This is a genomic window from Microbacterium sp. BR1, from assembly GCF_002812725.1.
Classification (GTDB): Bacteria; Actinomycetota; Actinomycetes; order Actinomycetales; family Microbacteriaceae; genus Microbacterium.
In genome coordinates this window covers 752,827-770,746 of sequence record NZ_NMUN01000004.1, presented here as the reverse complement: position 1 = coordinate 770,746, position 17,920 = coordinate 752,827, and the positions used below count along the sequence as shown (strand labels likewise).

Genomic DNA, 17,920 nt, shown 5'->3' with positions numbered 1-17,920 from the left:
TATGGTCCACGTCGAGTTGATTCGATAGATAAATCTAATCGGTCTACAAAATATGTGTACAGAGACGTACGACCGCCCACGGGCGGGAGAAGGGACGATGACGTGCCGAGACTACGATCACGGGTGCTGCGCCTGACGGCCGCCGCGCTGGGAGCCGCGTTATTGGGCGGGACACTCGCGGGCTGCTCGTCGGGCGGGCCGACCGAGATCCGTTTCCACCTGAGCAAGCCCGAGGCGATCCCGTACTTTCGTGAGTTGATCGCCGAGTACAACTCGTCGCAGGATGACGTGCGTGTCGTGTTCGACACATCCTCGAACCTCCAGGCGGGCTTCCTCCGCGGCAATCCGCCCGACCTCGGCCTGCTGAACTACAACATGGAGATGTCGCGCTTCATGGAGCGCGGTGCGCTGAGCGATCTGAGCGACATGCCGGAGGCGGACCGGATCCTGCCCGAGGTGCAGGACCTCGTCGATCAGTACGCGACCTATCCCGGACGCACGAGCGTGCTGCCGTACTCGGTGATGGCGGCATCCGTCATCTACAACGTCGACATCTTCGAGCAGCAGGGCCTCGAGGTGCCGCAGACCTGGGATGAACTCATCGCGGTCTGCGACCAGTTGCAGGCTGCGGGGATCACCCCGTTCTACGGCACCTTCAAGGACCCGTGGACCGTCGCGCAGGGATGGTTCGACTACACCGTCGGCGGCACGGTCGATGTCGCCGAGTTCTACGACGAGATGAACGAACTCGGCACCGAGGTCGGTCCGGATTCGCCCGTCTCGTTCGAGCGCACGCTGCTCGAACCCGTAGACCGCATGACCATGCTGGCCGAGACATATACCAACCCGGATGCCGCGAGCCGCGGCTACGGCGACGGCAACCTCGCCTTCGCGCAGGGTCAGGCCGCGATGTACCTACAGGGCCCGTGGGCGTTCGGCGAGATCGCCAAGACGTCGCCGGACCTCAAACTCGGCACCTTCCCGCTCCCCATGACGGATGATCCGGAAGACCTCGAGGTTCGGGTGAACATCGATCTGGCCGCGTGGATCCCCGAGGCGTCTCGCCACCAGGAAGAGGCCCGCGGATTCCTGTCGTACCTCTTTCAGAAGGACGTGATGGACGCGTACAACGCCGCCCAGCTCGGCTACGGGACGACGACGGATGCTGCGCCCGTGACGGACCCGCGAATCGTGGGCATGAAGGAGTTCTACGACGAGGCGCGCTTCTACCAGGGCGCCTCCAAGGCGATCCCGCTGACCATCCCGACCGAGAACTACATGCAGGGCATCGTGACGGGCGGCAGCGCCGAACGCACCCTGCGGGTCATGGATGCCGACTGGGCGCGTCTCGCTCTGCGTCAGTAGCCCGACACTTCACGCGAGACCCAACGAAGGGAAGCGACACACATCATGGCCACGACAACGGCGACATTGATCACGCCGAAGACTCGCGGGCGCACCGCCGCGCCCGCGCTCACCAGGAAGCGGCGCAAGGTCGAGGGGATCTACTACGTCTTCCTGCTGCCGAGCCTCATCCTGTTCACCCTCGCGATCACGGTGCCGGCAGTCATCGGAATCTTCTTCAGCTTCACCAACTCGATCGGGTTCGGCGACTGGGAGTTCATCGGCCTGATCAACTACATCGCGCTCTTCTCCGACCCCGCGATCCTGCAGAGCTATCTGTTCACCTTCGGCTTCGCGGCGGTGACGGTGCTCGCCGTCAACGTGCTCGCGTTCCTGCTGGCGGTGGGGCTGACCTCGCGCATCCGATTCAAGACGGCGCTCCGAACGGTCTTCGTCATCCCGATGGTGATCTCGGGAATCGTCATCGCGTTCGTCTTCAACTTCCTGTTCTCGAACTCGGTTCCGGCCCTCGGGCAGGCCGTGGGAGTCGGATGGCTCAGCGAGAGCATCCTCGCGAACCCCGACCTGGCCTGGGTTGCGATCGTGATCGTGACCGCGTGGCAGGCGATCCCGGGAACGCTGCTGATCTACATCGCCGGACTCCTCTCCATTCCCGGCGACGTATACGAGGCCGCCGAGCTCGACGGGGCGGGGAAACGTCAGCAACTGCTGCGCATCACGCTGCCGCTCGTCGCGGGCTACGTCGTGATCAATGTGATCCTCGGCTTCAAGAACTTCCTGAACGCCTACGACATCATCGTCGGCCTGACCAACGGCGGTCCCGGCACCTCCACCCGCAGCATCGCCATGACGATCGTGACGGGCTTCACCGGCGGCGACTATGCCTACCAGATGGCGAACGCGACGATCTTCTTCGTCATCGTCGTCGTGATCTCGCTCATCCAGCTGCGGCTGACGCGCGGAAGGAACGTGTTCTGATGACAGTCCAACCAGCCCTCATCGCCGAGGACATCGACGCCGAACGGACGCTCGCGGGCGACGCTCCGCGCAAGACCGGCCGGGGCCGATCCGCGATGGAGCGCGTCAACTGGTCGACCACGATCATCCTTCTGCTGTGCACCGTCACGGTGCTCATCCCGCTGTACGTCACCCTGTCGATGGCGTTCAAGACGCAGTCGCAGGCCGTGGATGGCAACGCCTTCTCGCTGCCGAGTCCCTTCAGCATCGAAGGGTTCGTCACGGCCTGGAACCTGACCAACTTCCCGCTGGCCTTCACCGTCTCGGTGCTCATCACGGCGGGAACCGTCGTCGGCACCATCGTGTTGGCCGCATGGGCATCGTTCGCCATCTCTCGGAACTGGGATCGCAAGCTGTTCCGCTACTCGTTCTACTACCTGCTCGCCGCGATGTTCCTGCCGTTCCCGGTCGTGGCGCTACCGCAGATCCAGCTGACGGGACTGCTCGGCCTAGACAACCCGGCCGGCGTTGCGATCCTGCACATCATGTTCCAGCTGAGCTTCAGCATCCTGCTCTTCACGGCATTCCTGCGCTCGATTCCGGCCGAGCTGGAAGAGAGTGCACGGATCGACGGCGCCTCGACGTGGCAGACGTTCTGGCGGCTGATCTTTCCGCTGCTCGCGCCGATGAGCGCTACGGTCGGCATCTTCGCGTTCCTGGCCTCGTGGAACGACTTCATGATGCCGTCGCTGATCATCTCGGATCCCGGGTTGCAGACTCTCCCGGTCGTGCAGAGCATCTTCCAGACCCAGTTCAGCAACAACTACAACGTGTCGTTCGCGTCGTACCTGATGGCCATGGCACCCGCGATCGTCGTATACCTCTTCACCCAGCGATGGGTGATGGAGGGTGTGACCCAGGGCGCCGTCAAGGGCTGAGGCCCGTGTCGCGCGCATACTGCACAACCGCATGACCGCCCCCGAAGAAAGGACTCGCTCTCTGATGAGTCACGCAGTCTCCCCGGCCCCCGAAATCCGTCGAACGGCGTCAGCCGAGGCCGCGCCCTGGTGGCGCCAGGCGGTCGTGTACCAGGTGTACCCACGGAGCTTCGCGGATCTGGATGGGAATGGGCTCGGTGACATCGCGGGGATCACCTCCCGCGTCGACTACCTCGACGAACTCGGGATCGATGCCGTGTGGTTGAGCCCGTTCTATCCGTCGGCGCTGGCGGACGGCGGGTACGACGTCGCGGACTACCGGGACGTGGATCCCAAACTCGGGACTCTCGAGGACTTCGACCACATGGTGGCGGCGTTGCACGAGCGGGGCATCCGGGTCGTCGTGGACATCGTGCCGAACCACACGTCCGATCTGCACGAGTGGTTCCAGGAAGCGCTGCTCGCGGAGCCCGGGTCGCCCGCCCGAGATCGCTACATCTTCCGTGAGGGGACGGGACCGGATGGCTCGCTCCCGCCAAGCGATTGGGTCTCGGCCTTCGGCGGATCCGCCTGGGAACGAGTACCCGACGGTCAGTGGTACCTGCACCATTTCGCGGTCGAGCAGCCTGATCTGAACTGGGCGAACCCCGAGGTGCGCGCCGACTTCGTGCGGACCCTGCGATTCTGGTCCGACCGCGGTGTCGACGGATTCCGTATCGACGTTGCGCACATGCTCACGAAGGACCTCGCGGACGTGCTGCCCACGCAGGCCGAGCTCGACGCCATGCCCCGTGATGGACAGCACCCCACGATCGACCGCGACGACGTGCACGAGGTGTATGCCGAGTGGCGGGCCGTGTTCGATTCGTACGACCCTCCGCGTACGGCCGTCGCGGAAGCGTGGGTCGACCGATCGCGCGTGCCGCTCTACGCCAGCTCGGAGAGCCTGGGACAGGCATTCAACTTCGACCTGCTCGAGGCCGACTTCGACGCGTCGCAGTTTCGCGAGATCGTGACCGCGAACCTCGAGCTGGCGCAGTCGTCGGGGTCGTCCAGCACCTGGGTGCTGTCGAACCACGACGTCGTGCGCCACGCAACCCGATACGGTCTCCCCGACGCCGAGCGAGGCGCCGATGGCCGTCCCGCGCGCAAGCACGGCCAGGAGTGGCTTCTCTCCGGGGGCACCGACCCGAAGCTCGACCGTGAACGCGGGGAGAGACGCGCGCGGGCGGCGACGCTGTTCGTCCTCGGTCTTCCGGGATCCGCATACCTGTACCAGGGCGAAGAGCTCGGCCTGCACGAGGTCGCCGAGATCGAGGACGGGCAGCGCCAGGACCCGACATTCTTCCGGAGCCCCGGTGCCGACCTCGGACGGGACGGATGCCGGGTGCCGCTGCCCTGGGAGGCATCCGGTCCGTCATTCGGTTTCGGCGCGGGCGAAGCGCACCTGCCGCAGCCGGCGTGGATGGGGGAGTACGCGGTCGAGCGCCAGGACGATGATCCCGACTCGACACTCGCTCTGTACCGTCGGGCCCTCGCCGTGCGCGCACGTGTTCAGGCGGACGAGGGCCTCGAGTGGATCGAGACCGGGCGGCCCGATGTACTCCGGTTCGCGCGGCCGAACGGGTGGCAGGTCGTGACGAACTTCGGGGATGCACCCCACGCGCTGGACGCGGCCGGGTCGTCGGTCGTCCTTTCGAGCGATCCGGGCGCGGCGCCGGGTGTGGTCCCGCCCGCATCCACCGTGTGGTTGGCGCCGTAGCACCACGTTGGGCCCGGCGTCGCGCGCCGAACGGTCGCGACACGCCGTTCCAGCAACATGTGGAACGGCGTGTCGCGACGTCTCGCGCCCGGAGGGGAGGGCGCGCGGGTCAGCCGGCGACGATGCCCTGCCAGATGCCCGCCGCCCAGCCGAGCTGAGCCGGGCCGCATCCGCCGGCCGCCTGCGTCGCACCGCGCGTGGCGGCCATGCAATTCGCGAGCAGTTCGGGGTTCTTGTTGAACAGCGTCTGGTACGACGGCGATGCGGTCATCTGCTTCCACACCCGGAACTGGTACTGGTGCGCCAGCTCGTGCGTCATGCCCCAGACCTTGGTCACGTACGGCCAGTTCGCCACCGCCGACGACACCATGATGGTCCCGCCGCTGCTCGCGCAGGCCGGGGCCGTCACGCCGCCGCAGTTGCCGTCGTACTCGACCAGGGCGTAACCGCCACCGCCGACGTTGTTCAGGATGGCGCGCATCTCGGCGAACCAGCCGCCGCCGCCCCCGCCACCGCCACCGCCCCCGGTCGACGGGGCAGAGCCCGATCCTCGGGCGATGGGCGCGGAGTATGAGCGCGCCGCGGCCGCGGCCGCCTTGCGACGCTGTTCGGCCTCGTACGCGTTGACCTTCGCGTCCACCTCGCTCGTCGCGCGCTGCACGGCCGCGGTCGGTTCGACGTAGGTTTCGGGCTCAGCGGGGGCCGCGGCGACCGTGGCCTGCGCATCGAGCGCGGCCTGGCGCTGCGAGCCCACGTCGACCTTGTTCGCGGCCTTGTCCAGCGCCGTCCGCAGGGCGCCGACCGCCTCGACGAAGGCGACTCGCTCCTTGCCCGCTTCGGCGAGGACGGATGCCTCGGCGTTCTCGCCGTCGATCGTGGTGCGCAGGTCGGTCAAGGACGATTCGGCATCGTCGATCTTCGTCTCGAGCGCGAGCAACCGTGACTCGCGGGCATCGGCCACGGTGTTGAGTTCCGCGACCTTGATCGTCCCCATCGTGATGGTGAAGACCGCGATTCCCGAAACGACGATCAGGGTCCATGACGAGGCCCTCACTGAAGAAAACCTTCCGTCGAGTCCAGTGCGGCGCGGGCGTCGTCGTTCTTGGCCTGGCGTTCTGCCGCGCGTGTGGTGAGCTCGTCGACCTGGTCGAGGTGGTTCTGCAGGCGCAACTGGAGCAGGGTGATCCGCCCATCGAGTTCGACGACCCGTGCCTCGGCGCGCGTCTGCGCGGTGACACCGACCCCGAACGCCGCAAGCGTGCAGACGACGGCGACGGCCGTCAGGAGGGCGACGAGTCGACGCCCCCGTGCGCGCCGACGTTCGCGATCGTGCGGGCGTGTCGACACGGACGGCTGCGCTTCGCGCATGTCCTTCGTCTGTTGGAACACGATTCCCCTTTTTCGTGATCTCTGCCTGCCCCTGATTCACCGGATTGCGCCGGTCAAAGCTCCCCGGTCGGGAGTCTAGGTCGGACCCTCGTGCGAATCGCGGAGGCGCGGCGGTGCACTCGTGACGTATATTCGGCGCGCTTCCGCGTCAACCGCGGGGCGTTCCGCGAGGATTTCGAGGTGGCGAGAAGTTCCGTTCAACGTGCGCTCGGCGTCGTCGTATTGACGGCTGTCGTGACCGCGATGCTGGGTGTCGCCGTCGTGGCTTTGTTACCCCCGATCTGGGTAGCGGCGACGACGCTCGTCGCGGAAGACGACACGACGACGACGATCCGTGCCGAGCAGGCCGAAGCATCCGTTCCCGTGCCCGCGGGATGGGCGATGCGGCCCACATTCGCCGACGAGTCACGCGTGACGCTCACGAGTCCGGACGGGCTGATGCAGGTCGATCTGACGCTGCGCGACGGGGGCGACCCGGTGGTCGCGCTGGGCGACATCGCGCCGCGCCCGCTCGATGCGCTCAGCCGCGAAACGACGGTCGCGGGTCAGGAACTGGTGCACGCGAACACACAGGACGGTGAACTCGTTGTGGGGGTGGTCGTCTCCGGAAATGCGCTGCTGACCTTCGTGTCGGGCCCGCGCGCGGGCTACGACGCCGAGCTCGCCGAACTTCTCGCACAGATCGACGTGACGTCCTGATGGCGCGCAGGGTTCTGGCGGCGGTGCTCGTCGCCGTGGGGGTCGTCGGATTGTCGGCATGCGCGCCCGATACCGATCCGTCGTGGACGCCGGCGCAGTGGCCGGTCGTGGGACGGATGCTGACGGCACCACCACCGCCGGTCGACCCCGCCGGTATCGCCCTGGCACCGCAGCGAATCCGGAACGACTCCGTCCGCGTGGAAGCGCGCTGGGCGTACCTGCCCGGGTCGCAGCCGCTGAACGATGCGGTCGAGGCGACGGTGCGTGCCGCGATCGGCGAACAATCCACCGCGTCCGGGGTCGGCTACGAACCACAGGTCTTCGGTGTCGAGGCGGCGCTGCGTGAGCGTGGGTGTGTAGCGGGGGTTACTGCACTGCCCGCCGCAGACCTGCTCGGGGCGGCGACCGACTCGCACACCGTCGTCGTCTGTGAGATCGTGCACGCCGCGGGATCGACGTTCGGAGAGCGCCTGCGTGTCGTTCGCGGTTCCGCCGCGGCGGTCGAGTCCGACCAGATCGTCACCCTCTATGCGGATGTCGCGACCGGCGCGGTCGGCGACGGTGCTTCGTTGATCGGCCAGAACGACCTGCTCTGGGAGGACGTCGTGTCGGTCGCGCGCCGTGCCGCGGGCGGCCTCAGCCTGAGCCAGGTTTCTCCGCCGTCGGACGAGCAGCGAGCGGCTCTGAGCAGGGCGCTCCAAGATGCGTCGTTCGTCGACGGCGAGCTGGTCGTTCCGCTGCCGGTCGGGTTCACGGCGCCCGAGCTCGAGGGGCTCGCGGGTTGGCAGACGCCCGACCCCGAGCATCCGGTGTGGGTCTCGCTGCCCCGAACGTCCTACGATCCCGCGCTCACGGAGTTCGGGCGTGTCATCGCCGATGCGCAGGGTGCCTTCGCGGGCCCGACGACCGCCGGAGCAGCATTCGACCGGACATCGTGCGATCTCGTGCCGTGCATGGCCCTGACGATGGATGACGGACCGAGCGGACTGACCGATGGCATCCTCGACGCGCTTCGGGACCGGCACTCGGCGGCCACCTTCTTCATGCTCGGTCGCAACGCGCAGAATCGGCCCGACACCGTGCGACGGGTTTCGGCCGAGGGCCACCAGATCGGCAACCACACCTGGAACCACCCCGACCTGACGACGCTCTCGGACGAGCGGATCGCATCCGAGCTGCGGTCGACGGCGGATCTGCTGCGTTCGCTGTCGGGTCAGGCCGTCTCGACCTTCCGTCCGCCGTATGGTGCGCTGAACGAACGTGTGCTCGGCGTCGCAGGCATGCCCGCGATCCTGTGGAGCGTCGACACGCGTGACTGGGCGGGCCCGTCCGATGCCGACCTGCTCGCGTACTCGGTGAGCGCGCCGCGGATCGGCACGATCATGCTCATGCACGACATTCAGGAGGGCACGTCACGCATCATGCCGCAGCTCCTGGACGGTCTGCTCGATCGCGGTTTCAGCCTCGTGACCCTGTCGAAGCTGTTCGACGGCCAGATTCCCGGCGGAATCGTCCGCTACGCCCCCTGATCCCGTGGCTCAGGAGGCGGGTTCCGGGCGCTACGGTGAACACGTGAGTTCTGCCCCGCGTTGTCCGCACTGTCGCCACTTCGTCTTTCTCGGCACGCTCGTGTGTCCCAACTGCGAGGGCGAGCTGGGTTTCAACCTGCTCGACCGCTCGTTCTACGGCATCCGTCAGGGTCGCACCGTGATCGAGGGCGTGACCTGGTACACCTGCTCGAACCGGGGGTGGGGTTGCAACTGGTTGGTGCGCGAGGATGCGCCGGCGGGAAAGTGCTTCTCGTGTCGACTCACCCGCCGCCAACCCGACAGCAACGACACGATCGCCCTCGAGAAGCTCGGCAAGACCGAGGAGGCGAAGCGGCGGCTGATCCTGCAACTCGGCGAGCTCGGTCTGCCGATCGTGCCGTGGGATCTGCGTCCGGGCGGACTCGGCTTCGACCTCGTCTCGAGCCTGTCGACGGGGGAGCGCGTCGTGATCGGCCATGCCAATGGCATCATCACGATCGATCTGGCCGAGAGTCTCGACGACCGCCGCGAGGCGCTGCGGGTGCGGCTGGGCGAGCCGTATCGCACGATGCTCGGGCACTTGCGGCACGAGGTCGGGCACTACTTCCAGAACGTGCTTCTGCAGAGCGACGAAGCCTGGGACCGTTGCCGGGCCCTGTTCGGCGATGAGCGCGCAAGCTATCAGGACGCGATCGCACGCCACTACTCGCGCGGGGCGCCCGAGGGGTGGAGCGCGTCGTTCATCTCGGAGTACGCCACGATGCATCCGTGGGAGGACTTCGCCGAGACCTTCGCGCATTACCTGCACATCACCGGAACTCTGCAGACGGCCGCGGCGATCGGCATCCATCTGGATGCGGACGTCACCAACCGCGACACCGATGTCGTGCCGCTCGAGAGCTATCGGGATGAGCCGATCCAGCGCCTGCTGACCGACTGGGACTGGATGAGTCAAGCGTTCAACCGGATCAACCGGTCGATGGGTTCGGCCGACCTCTACCCGTTCGAGCTGGTCGGTCCCGTGCGCCACAAGCTGGCGTTCGTGCACGACATCGTCACGAAGACGCCGCTGACGCTCCCCGAGCAGATCGCACTGGCCCTGCCCCGCGGCACCGAGCGCACCTGATCCAGGTCCGGTCGGATTCGTCGTCGATCAGGGATATTTCGGCGGCTGACACCACAGCACGATCAGCGCGATCCCGCCGAAGGGCAGCAGCGCCAGGAAGATCCAGGCCCAGTGCAACCCCGCGTCGCGCAGGCGTCGTACCGAGAGCGCCAGGGTCGGCAGCAGGATGCCGAGGCCCCAGACGAAGAACCCGAGCCCCGCGAGATAGCCCAGGATCGGGACGATGCTCAGGAACACGAGCCCGATCGTCACGAGCGCAGAGAACAGCGTGAAGTACCAGAACTCGGCGCGCGTGGCGCGTCCCTCGAACATCGCGTAGCGCGAGAAGACGGCGCGGATGGCGTCGCCCATGCCACGCACGAGCGGCCGGGTGTCGACCGGCGATCGCCACACACCGACGGGCGGGGGCGTGTAGCCGGAGCCGAGCTGGCCGCCCGTGCCGGGCACGAGTGGGCGGTATGCGGGCGGGGGCGATGCGGGTGCTGTCCGAGCCAGTGCGTATGGCGCTGCGACGACCGGAGCGGAGGACGGCGAGGACTCCGCGTGCAGCAGCGCGAGCGGTTGCGCGCCGGGGGCGGCGGGTGAGGGTGAGGTCTGGTTCGACCATGAGACCCCATCCCACCAGCGTCGCTGGCGAGCGTTGGAGGGGTCGGGATACCAGCCTGCGGGCGGCGGGGGTGAAACGGACATGGAGCTCCCGATTCGGTGGAGATGTATCGACTATTCAACAGCACCGCGTGGAGCGTTTCCGCCGCGCCTAAGCTGGACGGGTGAGGCACTGGCGCAGGGCCGTTTCCGCCGTGGGCGCGGTGATCGTGGTGATCGCGATGGCGGGCGTGGCGCCATCCGCCTCTGCCGTCGTCGCGCCCGCTTCCTCGGCGGCCGCGGCGTCGGCAGCCGATGATCCCTCCGCCGCGATCCGCGTCGTCGCGGGGGACGATGCTGCCCGGGCCGAACGCGCGGCCGCCCTCGTCGCCGCGATGACTCCACGCCAGAAGGCCGGTGCCGTCGTGATGGGACACGTGCCTTCGACCGATCCCGCCACCGTTCGCGCGTACATGGAGCAGACGGGTGCGGGTGGGTTCATCGTGATGGGAGCGAACGTGGCCGGTTCGGAGTCCGCTCTGCGCGCGCTCGCACAGTCGGCCACGCTCGATCCTGCGCTGCCCGCGCTGGTGGCCGTGGACCAAGAGGGCGGTGACGTGCGCCGCTTGAAGTGGGATGAGTTTCCGTCGTCGCTCACGCTCAAGTCCGCGCCAGCGGAGGCCACGGCGGTCGCGTTCTCGGGGCGGGGTTCGCTCGTCGAGCGCGCCGGCATCGACGTCAACTTCGGGATCGTGGCGGACTACACCGACGACCCCGGGTCGTTCATCTATCGCCGGTCGCTCGGAACGGATGCTGCGGCCGCAGCACCGCGCGTCGCCGCTGCTGTAGCGGGCGAGACGCCCTTCGTCGACTCGACGCTCAAGCACTTTCCGGGCCACGGTGCGGCGCCGGGGGATTCGCACCGCACCATTCCGTCGACCGACATGTCACTCGACGCATGGCGCGCGGGGGAGGCACTGCCGTTCCGGGCCGGCATCGACGCGGGCGCTCAGTTGGTGATGTTCGGGCACCTCGCCTACACATCGGTCGATGCGTCACCGGCCTCTCTGTCGGTTGCATGGCACGACATTCTGCGCGACGAGCTGGGCTTCACCGGGGTCGCGATAACGGACGACATGGCGATGCTCGAGGCATCCGGAATCGCGGCGTACCGGGACCCGGTGGCGAACGCCGTCGCGGCCCTCGTTGCCGGGAACGACATGGTGCTGGGCGTGGCGTACTCGTCGGTGGACCGTGCGAACGCGGTGATCGACGGAATCGTGGATGCCGTGGCATCCGGCACTCTGTCGTCCGAGCGACTGGACGAGGCCGCGACGCGCGTCGTGGCGCTGCGTCTCGCTTCCGCGACGCAGGGCGCCCTGCCGTGCTCGGATTGCTGAGCGGTTCGCTTGAGTGAGGACCGCGAGCGCGGGGGCGGCTTGCTGCGGACGCTCGATGCTCACGGTGTGGGTGGGCACGTTGCGCTGCGCTGCGCTGCGCTCGCTCGACGAGCACGGGGTGCGTGGGTCCGTTTTGATGGGCTCGGCGACCCGCGTGGTCAGAACGGGATGAGGTCGAGCGGGTCGAACTGCAGCTCGTCGAGTGCGAGCTCGACGTCGAAGTCCACATCGACCTCGTCGGGTGTCGCTCTGACCGCATCGAGGACGGGGTCGTCGGGTATTTCGTGTTCGGGGTCGGGGGCGAATTCGATGGTGCTGATGGGTGTGTCGGTGTAGACGCGTCCGGTGGGGCTGGTCCATTCGAGTACCCCGCCGGGGAGTTGTTTGACGGTCCAGGCGGTGTTGTGTTTGAGCGTGTGGTGCCGTTCGCAGAGGTGGGCGAGGTTGTGTTCGCGGGTCACCCCGCCGTGGGCGTGGTCGAGGGTGTGGTCGATGTCGCAGCGTTTGGCGGGTGTGCGGCAGCCGGGGAACCGGCAGTGTTGGTCTCGGACGGTGAGGTGTCTGCGTTGGTCGTGGTTGGGTCGGTATCGGTCGACGGCGAGGACCTGGCCGGAGATGGGGTGGGTGAGGATCCGGTCCCATCCGGGTGCTCCGGCGGTGAGCATGCACGCCGTTTGTGGGTCGATGGGGGAGTGTCCGACGAGGAACGCGGTTTCGTAGGGGTCGGTGATGCGTTTCTCGATCAGCGACATGACGGGGACGGTGATCTGAGCGGTGGCGCGGATCGCGCCGAGGTCGGTGGGTCTGCCGTCGTGCGTGGTGGGAGCGGCGGTGAGGAGCAGGTCGCCGAGGATGTCGGCACGGATCTGGTCCGTCGTGCGCAGGTCCGCCGTGTCGGTAGCTTCGCCATCCGTCTGAGCCTGTGTCTGCGCGGCCGTGTCTGTGTTGGACTCTCTCATGCCATCGGGCTCAACCCGGCGGGCGTCGATGACGGTGCGGGCCATTTCGCTGAGCCGGTCGTGCACGCCGTGCGCGACCACGGCGGGGAGAAGCGCGCGAAGCTCGGCCATGCCGTCGTCGACATCGGTGACCCAGACGGCGCGGTCTTCGACCGCGCGGCGGTGGCGTTGCTCGAACGTGGTTTCCGCATACCACTCCGCCCGCCGCTTCGCGAGCGGTGTCAGCCGCGTCGCGGACTGGGCGCACGCGATGTGCAACACGTCTTGTTCGAACTCGGCCCGCATCCCGGGGGTTTCGATGATGGCCCCGGCGGTGACGATCGCCCGGACGTGCGCGGCCGAGATGAGCCCCGCAGCCAAAGCGTCGAGGGTTCCCGCGTAGTCGGTGACGAGTGTTGCGGCGTCGCTCATCTGGCGTTGCACGGTGCGGTCACTGACCCGCCACGCCGCACCGATCTCCGCCGCGACCGACCGGTACGGGAACCCCGCATCCGACCCGACCCGCCCGTACTCCGCCTCGTCGGTCCAGTCCGAAGCGATCGTGTCCGACTCGGCCAGCAGGCGTGCTTCTTCCGCATCGAGGCGCGCCTTCGCGGCCCGCACCTCGATCAGTTTCGGCAACAATGCGTTCATCCGCTCATCAGCCCGAAGTCGGGCAATCAGTGCGGTTTCGGTCATGCATCCATCATCCGACCAACCACCGACATCCCCACCCCGAAAAGCACGCCGACCAGCCCTTCCCAGATGAGAAGAACATGAGAAAACCGACCCTTCTGAGTGTGTGCTCAGGCCGCACAGCCCGAGCGAGCCAGATCATCCCGCGCTGACAGATGCGAAGTGCTCGACCACCGGGAAGGGGTCGTAGAAGTGATGCAGCAGGGCTTTCCACGACTCGTATTCGCGAGACATCCGAAAGCCCTCTGTGTGCGCCTCGACCGAGTCCCACTCGATCAGGAGCAGATAGAGACTCGGGGAGGTCAAGTCCCGTGTTGTGGTGTCAATCCGGCTGCTTCCTTGATGGGTGAGGGTCAGGCGGTGAGGAACAGGTCGGGGCGCTCAGGCTCGGCGTGGTCTTGGAGTGTGTGGACGAGTTTGCGCATGGAGATGTCGGAGAGGTAGCGGCGTTCACCGTATTGCCATTCCTCGTGCTGCTCCTGCAGGACGGCGCCGATGAGGCGGGTGACGGAGTCGCGGTCGGGGAAGATCTGCACGACGTCGGCGCGGCGTTTGATCTCACGGTTGAGGCGCTCGATCGGGTTGTTGGACCAGACCTTCTGCCAATGCTCACGCGGGAGCGGCGCGAATCCGGTGAGGTCTGCTTCGGCAGCATTGAGCATGTCTGCGATCTCCGGGAACGACCCGCGGAGGGACGTGGAGACCTGGTGATACTGGGCGATCACGGCCTCGGGGGTGGTCTGCGCGAAGATCGTCGAGATCAGCGCGTTGACGGGCTTGGAGCGTGCCGATCCGAGCTTCTGGGTGACGTTACGAGCGAAGTGGACGCGGCATCTCTGCCAGCCCGATCCGGGGAGGATCGCTTTGACGGCGGCTTTGATGCCGGCGTGAGCGTCGGACGTGACGAGGGTCACGCCGAGCGGGTCTGTGTCGGTGGAGACTTTCAGACCGCGGTCGCGGAGGGAGCGGAGGAACTCGGTCCAGAAGTCCGTCGTCTCCGCGTCGCCGAGAGCCATCCCGAGGATCTCCCGACGGCCGTCGCCGCTGACCCCGGTCGCGACGATGAGGGCTTGGGAGAGAACCCGGCCACGGTGGCGCACGTCGAGGTAGGTGGCGTCCAGGAACAGGTACGGGAACCAGGTGTGATCGAGCCGGCGGTGCAGAAACTCGTGCACCACCTCATCGATCTCGGAGCAGATGCGGGAGACGGTGGACCGGCTGATGCCGGTGTCGTTGCCCAGCGCGCGGACGAGCTGGTCGACCTTGCGGGTGGAGACTCCGTCGATCCAGGCCTGGCAGATCACCGCGTAGAGCGCCTTGTCGACACGGCGGCGTGGGCTGAGCAGGCTCGGGAAGAACGACCCCTCCCGCAGCTTCGGAATCTGAATGTCGACCTCCCCCGCGGGCGTGGCGAGCGTCTTCGCGCGAGCACCGTTGCGACGCGTGGTGCGCTCCGCCGTGCGTTCGTAACGGGCCGCGCCGATCTTCGCGGTCGCTTCCGCGTCAACAAGGTCCTGCAGCCCCGCCTGCAGCATCCGACGGAACACGTCGGAATGGGCGAGGTCAGGATCGGCGAGGACTTCTGCGATCAGGGTCGTCAAGGCAGACTGATTCTGGGTCATCGTGGGATCTCTTCTTTGCTTCTTGGCGGAAACAACTGGTCATCCCACGATGGCCCTCCTACGTCAACGACGACGAGAACCCCGCAGGAATTGACACCAAGCTACGAGACGCACCCCTCGGGGATTCGATCGACCGCGACAGGGACACGGAACGGCAGCCCGGTTGGTTCGCAACGACAGGCCGCGCCTCTGCAAACGCCGCCTCGAAGTCAGCCTCGGTACCGGCGCGGACGGGAAGGATGGCGTGCTCGAGTATCACGGGGCCAGCTTCGCATGCCGTCGACCCGTCACGAACCGCTCGATCCGGACGACGGATGCAGCGGTTCGTGACAGGTCGACGGGCCGAGGTGGCGCTGGGCGGAGGTGCCCGTTAGCATCGGCGGGATGATGACCAGCCAGGCCGTTCGCGGCCGCTCCCGGATCGGCGAACTGGTCGATCGCTGATCCGCGCCCCTCCCGTCGTCTGTGCGACCTCGACCCACTCACACAGACGAAGGAGCATCATGACCGCGCGCTTCAACCACACCATCATCGCGTCCCAGGATGCGGCCGAGATGGCCGACTTCTATCGGGACCTGCTCGAAGCCGACGAGGCCCCGTCCTGGGGACCGTTCACCAACATCCTCATCGGCGACGGGGTATTGCTGCAGTTCGCGGCTCCGTCGATCGAATTCCCGCCCCAGCACTATGCGTACCTCGTCGACGACGAACACTTCGACCGCGCCTACGCGAAGATCGGCGGCAGCGGTCGTGAGCACTGGGCAGACCCGCAGCGCACCCGCCCGGGAGAGATCAATGACGAACACGGGGGACGCGGCGTATACCTGCTCGATCCGTCCGGCCGCTACCTGGAGCTCATCACGCGCCCGTACCTGTGATCCGGGATCGAACCGTTACGAATCGCTCGATACGGACGATCCATGCAGCGGTTCGTGACGGTTCGGCGGGCGGAAAGACCCTGTCGAGCAGCGGAAAATCGGGCGCACGGGCGATACGGCGTGAACGCTCAGCGTACTCCTAGGTGCCAAAGCGTACATCGAGGAGTAGCCTGTCACGCATGACGATGGCGCCAATGAAGGTCCTCGACCCCGATGCCGGGTCGCGCTCGGTCGTAGATCGCGCACTCTCGATCCTGGCCACTTTTCAAGGTACTCGCTCGCGTCAAGCGCTTTCCGACATCAGTCGCAACAGCGGCCTCCCGATCGCGACCTGCTACCGCATCGTGCAACGCCTGACCGAATGGGGAGCGCTCGAGCGCGACACGGATGGCCGCTACCGCGTCGGCCTGCGACTCTGGGAAGTCGCATCGCGTGCACCGCGCTCGGTCGGACTGCAGCGTTACGCGCGGCCCTATCTGCTCGACCTGTACGAGACGACCGGATTCGCGACCCATCTCGCTATCCGCGAGGGCATCGAACTCGTCTCGATCGAACGCTTCCACAACCCCAGAAAGAACCCGCGCCGCCCGATCATCGGCGACCGCTACCAGATGCACATCAGCGCGATCGGGCAGGTGCTTCTCGCCTACGCGCCCCGGCACATCCAGGAAGAGGTCCTGTCGGGCGACCTGCCCGCCTTCACCGCGCACACCTACACCGACCGCGAAACGCTCGAGCGGGTGCTGGTCGACATCCAGCGGAGCGGCTACGCCGTCAGCGACCGGCAGACCGACCTCGAGAACGTCGCGGTCGCGGCACCCGTGCGCGGATTCGACGGCTCGGTCATCGCCTCGGTCTCGCTCGCCTACCCGCCCGGTACGGGCGATCTCCGCGGGATGGTGCACCTGATCCGCCTGACCGCGACCTCGATCTCGCGTACCCTCGCGGCCGCGGGCTACGGCGACGCGGCCAACTGAGCCAGGCCGAGGACCCGAGATCCCGGCTAGACGAACCCCTCGGGTCGACGCGGCGTGTACGGCGCCTCGATACGCGCGACCTCTTCGGACGTGAGCTCGAGATCGAGCGCCGCGACCGCGTCGGACAGGTGATTCGGCTTGGTCGCCCCGATGATCGGCGCCGAGACCGCGGGCTTGGTGAACTGCCACGCGAGCGTGACCTGAGCCCTGTTGACGCCCCGCTCGTCGGCGATCTGTCCGACCGCGTCCGAGATCGCGCGATCGGATGCCTCGTCCTGGCGGTAGAGCTTCGCACCGGTCTCGTCGAGCCCGAGCCTCTCACTCGCCTCACCGTGCGCACGAGACAGGCGGCCCCGGGCGAGCGGGCTGTAGCTCAGCACCCCGACCCCGGTCGCGGAACAGAACGGATGCATCTCGCGCTCTTCTTCGCGCATGATCGGGTTGTACTGGTCCTGCATCGAGACGAACGGGGTCCAGCCGCCCAGCTCGGCGACGTGCTGCATCCGCGCGAACTGCCACGCCCACATCGACGACGCACCGATGTAGCGGACCTTGCCCGCCCGCACGATGTCGTGCAGCGCCAGCATCGTCTCTTCGATGGGCGTACGCGGGTCGTGGCGGTGGATCTGGTACAGGTCGATGTAGTCGGTGCCGAGGCGCGCGAGCGACGCGTCGACCTGCGTCATGATCGCTCCCCGCGACAAGCCCCGATCGTTCGGGCCCGGGCCCATGGGAATGGCGAGCTTGGTCGCGATCACGACCCGGTCACGTGTCGTGAACTCGCGCAGCATCCGTCCCGTGATCTCCTCGCTCGAACCGAGCGAGTACACGTTCGCGGTGTCGAACGTCGTGATACCGGCCTCGACGGCGGCGCGGAAGAAGGGCCGCGAGTCGTCCTCGGCGAGCGACCAGCCGTGCCCACCGCGCCCGGGTTCGCCGTAGCTCATGCACCCCAGCACGAGGCGCGACACGGTCAGACCGCTCGCGCCGAGTTTCGTGTACTGCACGATCGCCTCCTGGATGGTGAACCCTGGTGAACCCTGGTCTACGTCGGGGAAG

General features: G+C 67.2%; 18 protein-coding genes. 10 read left to right on the top strand and 8 right to left on the bottom strand.

What is annotated here, in order from left to right; all coding sequences use genetic code 11:
- The first annotated feature begins 102 nt into the window (after window positions 1–102).
- The 4 genes from CGU35_RS07865 to CGU35_RS07850 all read left to right on the top strand — a co-directional run bounded on the left by CGU35_RS07865 (window position 103) and on the right by CGU35_RS07850 (window position 5,022).
- Window positions 103–1,365, top strand: coding sequence for an ABC transporter substrate-binding protein (locus CGU35_RS07865; protein WP_232711186.1), 1,263 nt, complete (start codon window positions 103–105; stop codon window positions 1,363–1,365).
- 45 nt (window positions 1,366–1,410) lie between these two features.
- Window positions 1,411–2,343 (top strand): carbohydrate ABC transporter permease, encoded by a 933-nt coding sequence (locus CGU35_RS07860; protein WP_100810955.1) that lies wholly within the window; start codon window positions 1,411–1,413, stop codon window positions 2,341–2,343.
- Window positions 2,343–3,260, top strand: coding sequence for a carbohydrate ABC transporter permease (locus CGU35_RS07855; RefSeq protein ID WP_181003353.1), 918 nt, complete (start codon window positions 2,343–2,345; stop codon window positions 3,258–3,260). Before CGU35_RS07860 ends, CGU35_RS07855 begins: the two co-directional genes overlap by 1 nt.
- A 64-nt stretch (window positions 3,261–3,324) precedes the next feature.
- On the top strand, window positions 3,325–5,022 hold the full coding sequence (locus tag CGU35_RS07850; protein WP_100810954.1) for a glycoside hydrolase family 13 protein: 1,698 nt from the start codon (window positions 3,325–3,327) through the stop codon (window positions 5,020–5,022).
- A 109-nt stretch (window positions 5,023–5,131) separates the two neighbouring features.
- Here CGU35_RS07850 and CGU35_RS07845 read toward each other — a convergent pair whose 3' ends face one another.
- Window positions 5,132–6,076 (bottom strand): hypothetical protein, encoded by a 945-nt coding sequence (locus tag CGU35_RS07845; RefSeq protein WP_100810953.1) that lies wholly within the window; start codon window positions 6,074–6,076, stop codon window positions 5,132–5,134.
- Window positions 6,073–6,411: a hypothetical protein gene (locus CGU35_RS07840; RefSeq protein ID WP_100810952.1), complete on the bottom strand. Its 339-nt coding sequence runs from the start codon at window positions 6,409–6,411 to the stop codon at window positions 6,073–6,075. The genes CGU35_RS07845 and CGU35_RS07840 overlap by 4 nt, the downstream gene beginning before the upstream one ends.
- A 180-nt stretch (window positions 6,412–6,591) precedes the next feature.
- Here CGU35_RS07840 and CGU35_RS07835 point away from each other — a divergent pair, with 180 nt between their 5' ends.
- The 3 genes from CGU35_RS07835 to CGU35_RS07825 are packed head-to-tail and all read left to right on the top strand — an operon-like array spanning window position 6,592 to window position 9,765.
- Window positions 6,592–7,110, top strand: coding sequence for a hypothetical protein (locus CGU35_RS07835; RefSeq protein WP_146048008.1), 519 nt, complete (start codon window positions 6,592–6,594; stop codon window positions 7,108–7,110).
- Complete coding sequence (locus CGU35_RS07830) at window positions 7,110–8,639, top strand: polysaccharide deacetylase family protein (protein ID WP_100810950.1); 1,530 nt, start codon at window positions 7,110–7,112, stop codon at window positions 8,637–8,639. The genes CGU35_RS07835 and CGU35_RS07830 overlap by 1 nt, the downstream gene beginning before the upstream one ends.
- Before the next feature lie 43 nt (window positions 8,640–8,682).
- Window positions 8,683–9,765, top strand: a complete 1,083-nt coding sequence (locus CGU35_RS07825; RefSeq protein ID WP_100810949.1) for a zinc-binding metallopeptidase family protein — start codon at window positions 8,683–8,685, stop codon at window positions 9,763–9,765.
- Between the two features lie 27 nt (window positions 9,766–9,792).
- Here CGU35_RS07825 and CGU35_RS18540 read toward each other — a convergent pair whose 3' ends face one another.
- Window positions 9,793–10,455 (bottom strand): DUF805 domain-containing protein, encoded by a 663-nt coding sequence (locus CGU35_RS18540; RefSeq protein ID WP_100810948.1) that lies wholly within the window; start codon window positions 10,453–10,455, stop codon window positions 9,793–9,795.
- A gap of 80 nt (window positions 10,456–10,535) precedes the next feature.
- On the opposite strand from CGU35_RS18540, the gene CGU35_RS07815 reads away from it, so the two are divergent.
- Entirely contained in the window at window positions 10,536–11,750 is a 1,215-nt protein-coding gene (locus CGU35_RS07815) for a glycoside hydrolase family 3 N-terminal domain-containing protein (RefSeq protein ID WP_232711185.1), read from the top strand.
- A gap of 158 nt (window positions 11,751–11,908) precedes the next feature.
- On the opposite strand, the gene CGU35_RS07810 is transcribed toward CGU35_RS07815, so the two are convergent.
- The 4 genes from CGU35_RS07810 to CGU35_RS07795 form a co-directional block, all read right to left on the bottom strand.
- Complete coding sequence (locus tag CGU35_RS07810; protein WP_100810947.1) at window positions 11,909–13,387, bottom strand: HNH endonuclease signature motif containing protein; 1,479 nt, start codon at window positions 13,385–13,387, stop codon at window positions 11,909–11,911.
- 135 nt (window positions 13,388–13,522) lie between these two features.
- Window positions 13,523–13,690 carry a hypothetical protein gene (locus tag CGU35_RS07805; protein ID WP_198519532.1) on the bottom strand — a complete coding sequence of 56 codons (168 nt, stop codon included), beginning with the start codon at window positions 13,688–13,690 and terminating at the stop codon, window positions 13,523–13,525.
- 47 nt (window positions 13,691–13,737) lie between these two features.
- Window positions 13,738–15,006 (bottom strand): IS256 family transposase, encoded by a 1,269-nt coding sequence (locus CGU35_RS07800; RefSeq protein WP_100809674.1) that lies wholly within the window; start codon window positions 15,004–15,006, stop codon window positions 13,738–13,740.
- Window positions 15,007–15,064: 58 nt separating this feature from the next.
- Window positions 15,065–15,265 carry an antibiotic biosynthesis monooxygenase gene (locus CGU35_RS07795; RefSeq protein ID WP_100810946.1) on the bottom strand — a complete coding sequence of 67 codons (201 nt, stop codon included), beginning with the start codon at window positions 15,263–15,265 and terminating at the stop codon, window positions 15,065–15,067.
- Window positions 15,266–15,509: 244 nt separating this feature from the next.
- On the opposite strand from CGU35_RS07795, the gene CGU35_RS07790 reads away from it, so the two are divergent.
- On the top strand, window positions 15,510–15,884 hold the full coding sequence (locus tag CGU35_RS07790) for a VOC family protein (RefSeq protein ID WP_100810945.1): 375 nt from the start codon (window positions 15,510–15,512) through the stop codon (window positions 15,882–15,884).
- A 179-nt stretch (window positions 15,885–16,063) separates the two neighbouring features.
- Entirely contained in the window at window positions 16,064–16,861 is a 798-nt protein-coding gene (locus tag CGU35_RS07785) for an IclR family transcriptional regulator (protein ID WP_198519531.1), read from the top strand.
- A 26-nt stretch (window positions 16,862–16,887) separates the two neighbouring features.
- On the opposite strand, the gene CGU35_RS07780 is transcribed toward CGU35_RS07785, so the two are convergent.
- Window positions 16,888–17,868 (bottom strand): aldo/keto reductase, encoded by a 981-nt coding sequence (locus tag CGU35_RS07780; protein WP_100810943.1) that lies wholly within the window; start codon window positions 17,866–17,868, stop codon window positions 16,888–16,890.
- Window positions 17,869–17,920 lie beyond the last annotated feature (52 nt).

What these genes read in the sequence shown, in the direction of transcription:
- CGU35_RS07860 (WP_100810955.1), top strand. Translation starts at nt 1,411, where the DNA reads ATGGCCACGACAACGGCGACATTGATCACGCCGAAGACTCGCGGGCGC.
- CGU35_RS07855 (WP_181003353.1), top strand. Translation starts at nt 2,343, where the DNA reads ATGACAGTCCAACCAGCCCTCATCGCCGAGGACATCGACGCCGAACGG.
- CGU35_RS07850 (WP_100810954.1), top strand. Translation starts at nt 3,325, where the DNA reads ATGAGTCACGCAGTCTCCCCGGCCCCCGAAATCCGTCGAACGGCGTCA.
- CGU35_RS07830 (WP_100810950.1), top strand. Translation starts at nt 7,110, where the DNA reads ATGGCGCGCAGGGTTCTGGCGGCGGTGCTCGTCGCCGTGGGGGTCGTC.
- CGU35_RS18540 (WP_100810948.1), bottom strand. Translation starts at nt 10,455, where the DNA reads ATGTCCGTTTCACCCCCGCCGCCCGCAGGCTGGTATCCCGACCCCTCC.
- CGU35_RS07810 (WP_100810947.1), bottom strand. Translation starts at nt 13,387, where the DNA reads ATGACCGAAACCGCACTGATTGCCCGACTTCGGGCTGATGAGCGGATG.
- CGU35_RS07800 (WP_100809674.1), bottom strand. Translation starts at nt 15,006, where the DNA reads ATGACCCAGAATCAGTCTGCCTTGACGACCCTGATCGCAGAAGTCCTC.
- CGU35_RS07790 (WP_100810945.1), top strand. Translation starts at nt 15,510, where the DNA reads ATGACCGCGCGCTTCAACCACACCATCATCGCGTCCCAGGATGCGGCC.
- CGU35_RS07785 (WP_198519531.1), top strand. Translation starts at nt 16,064, where the DNA reads ATGACGATGGCGCCAATGAAGGTCCTCGACCCCGATGCCGGGTCGCGC.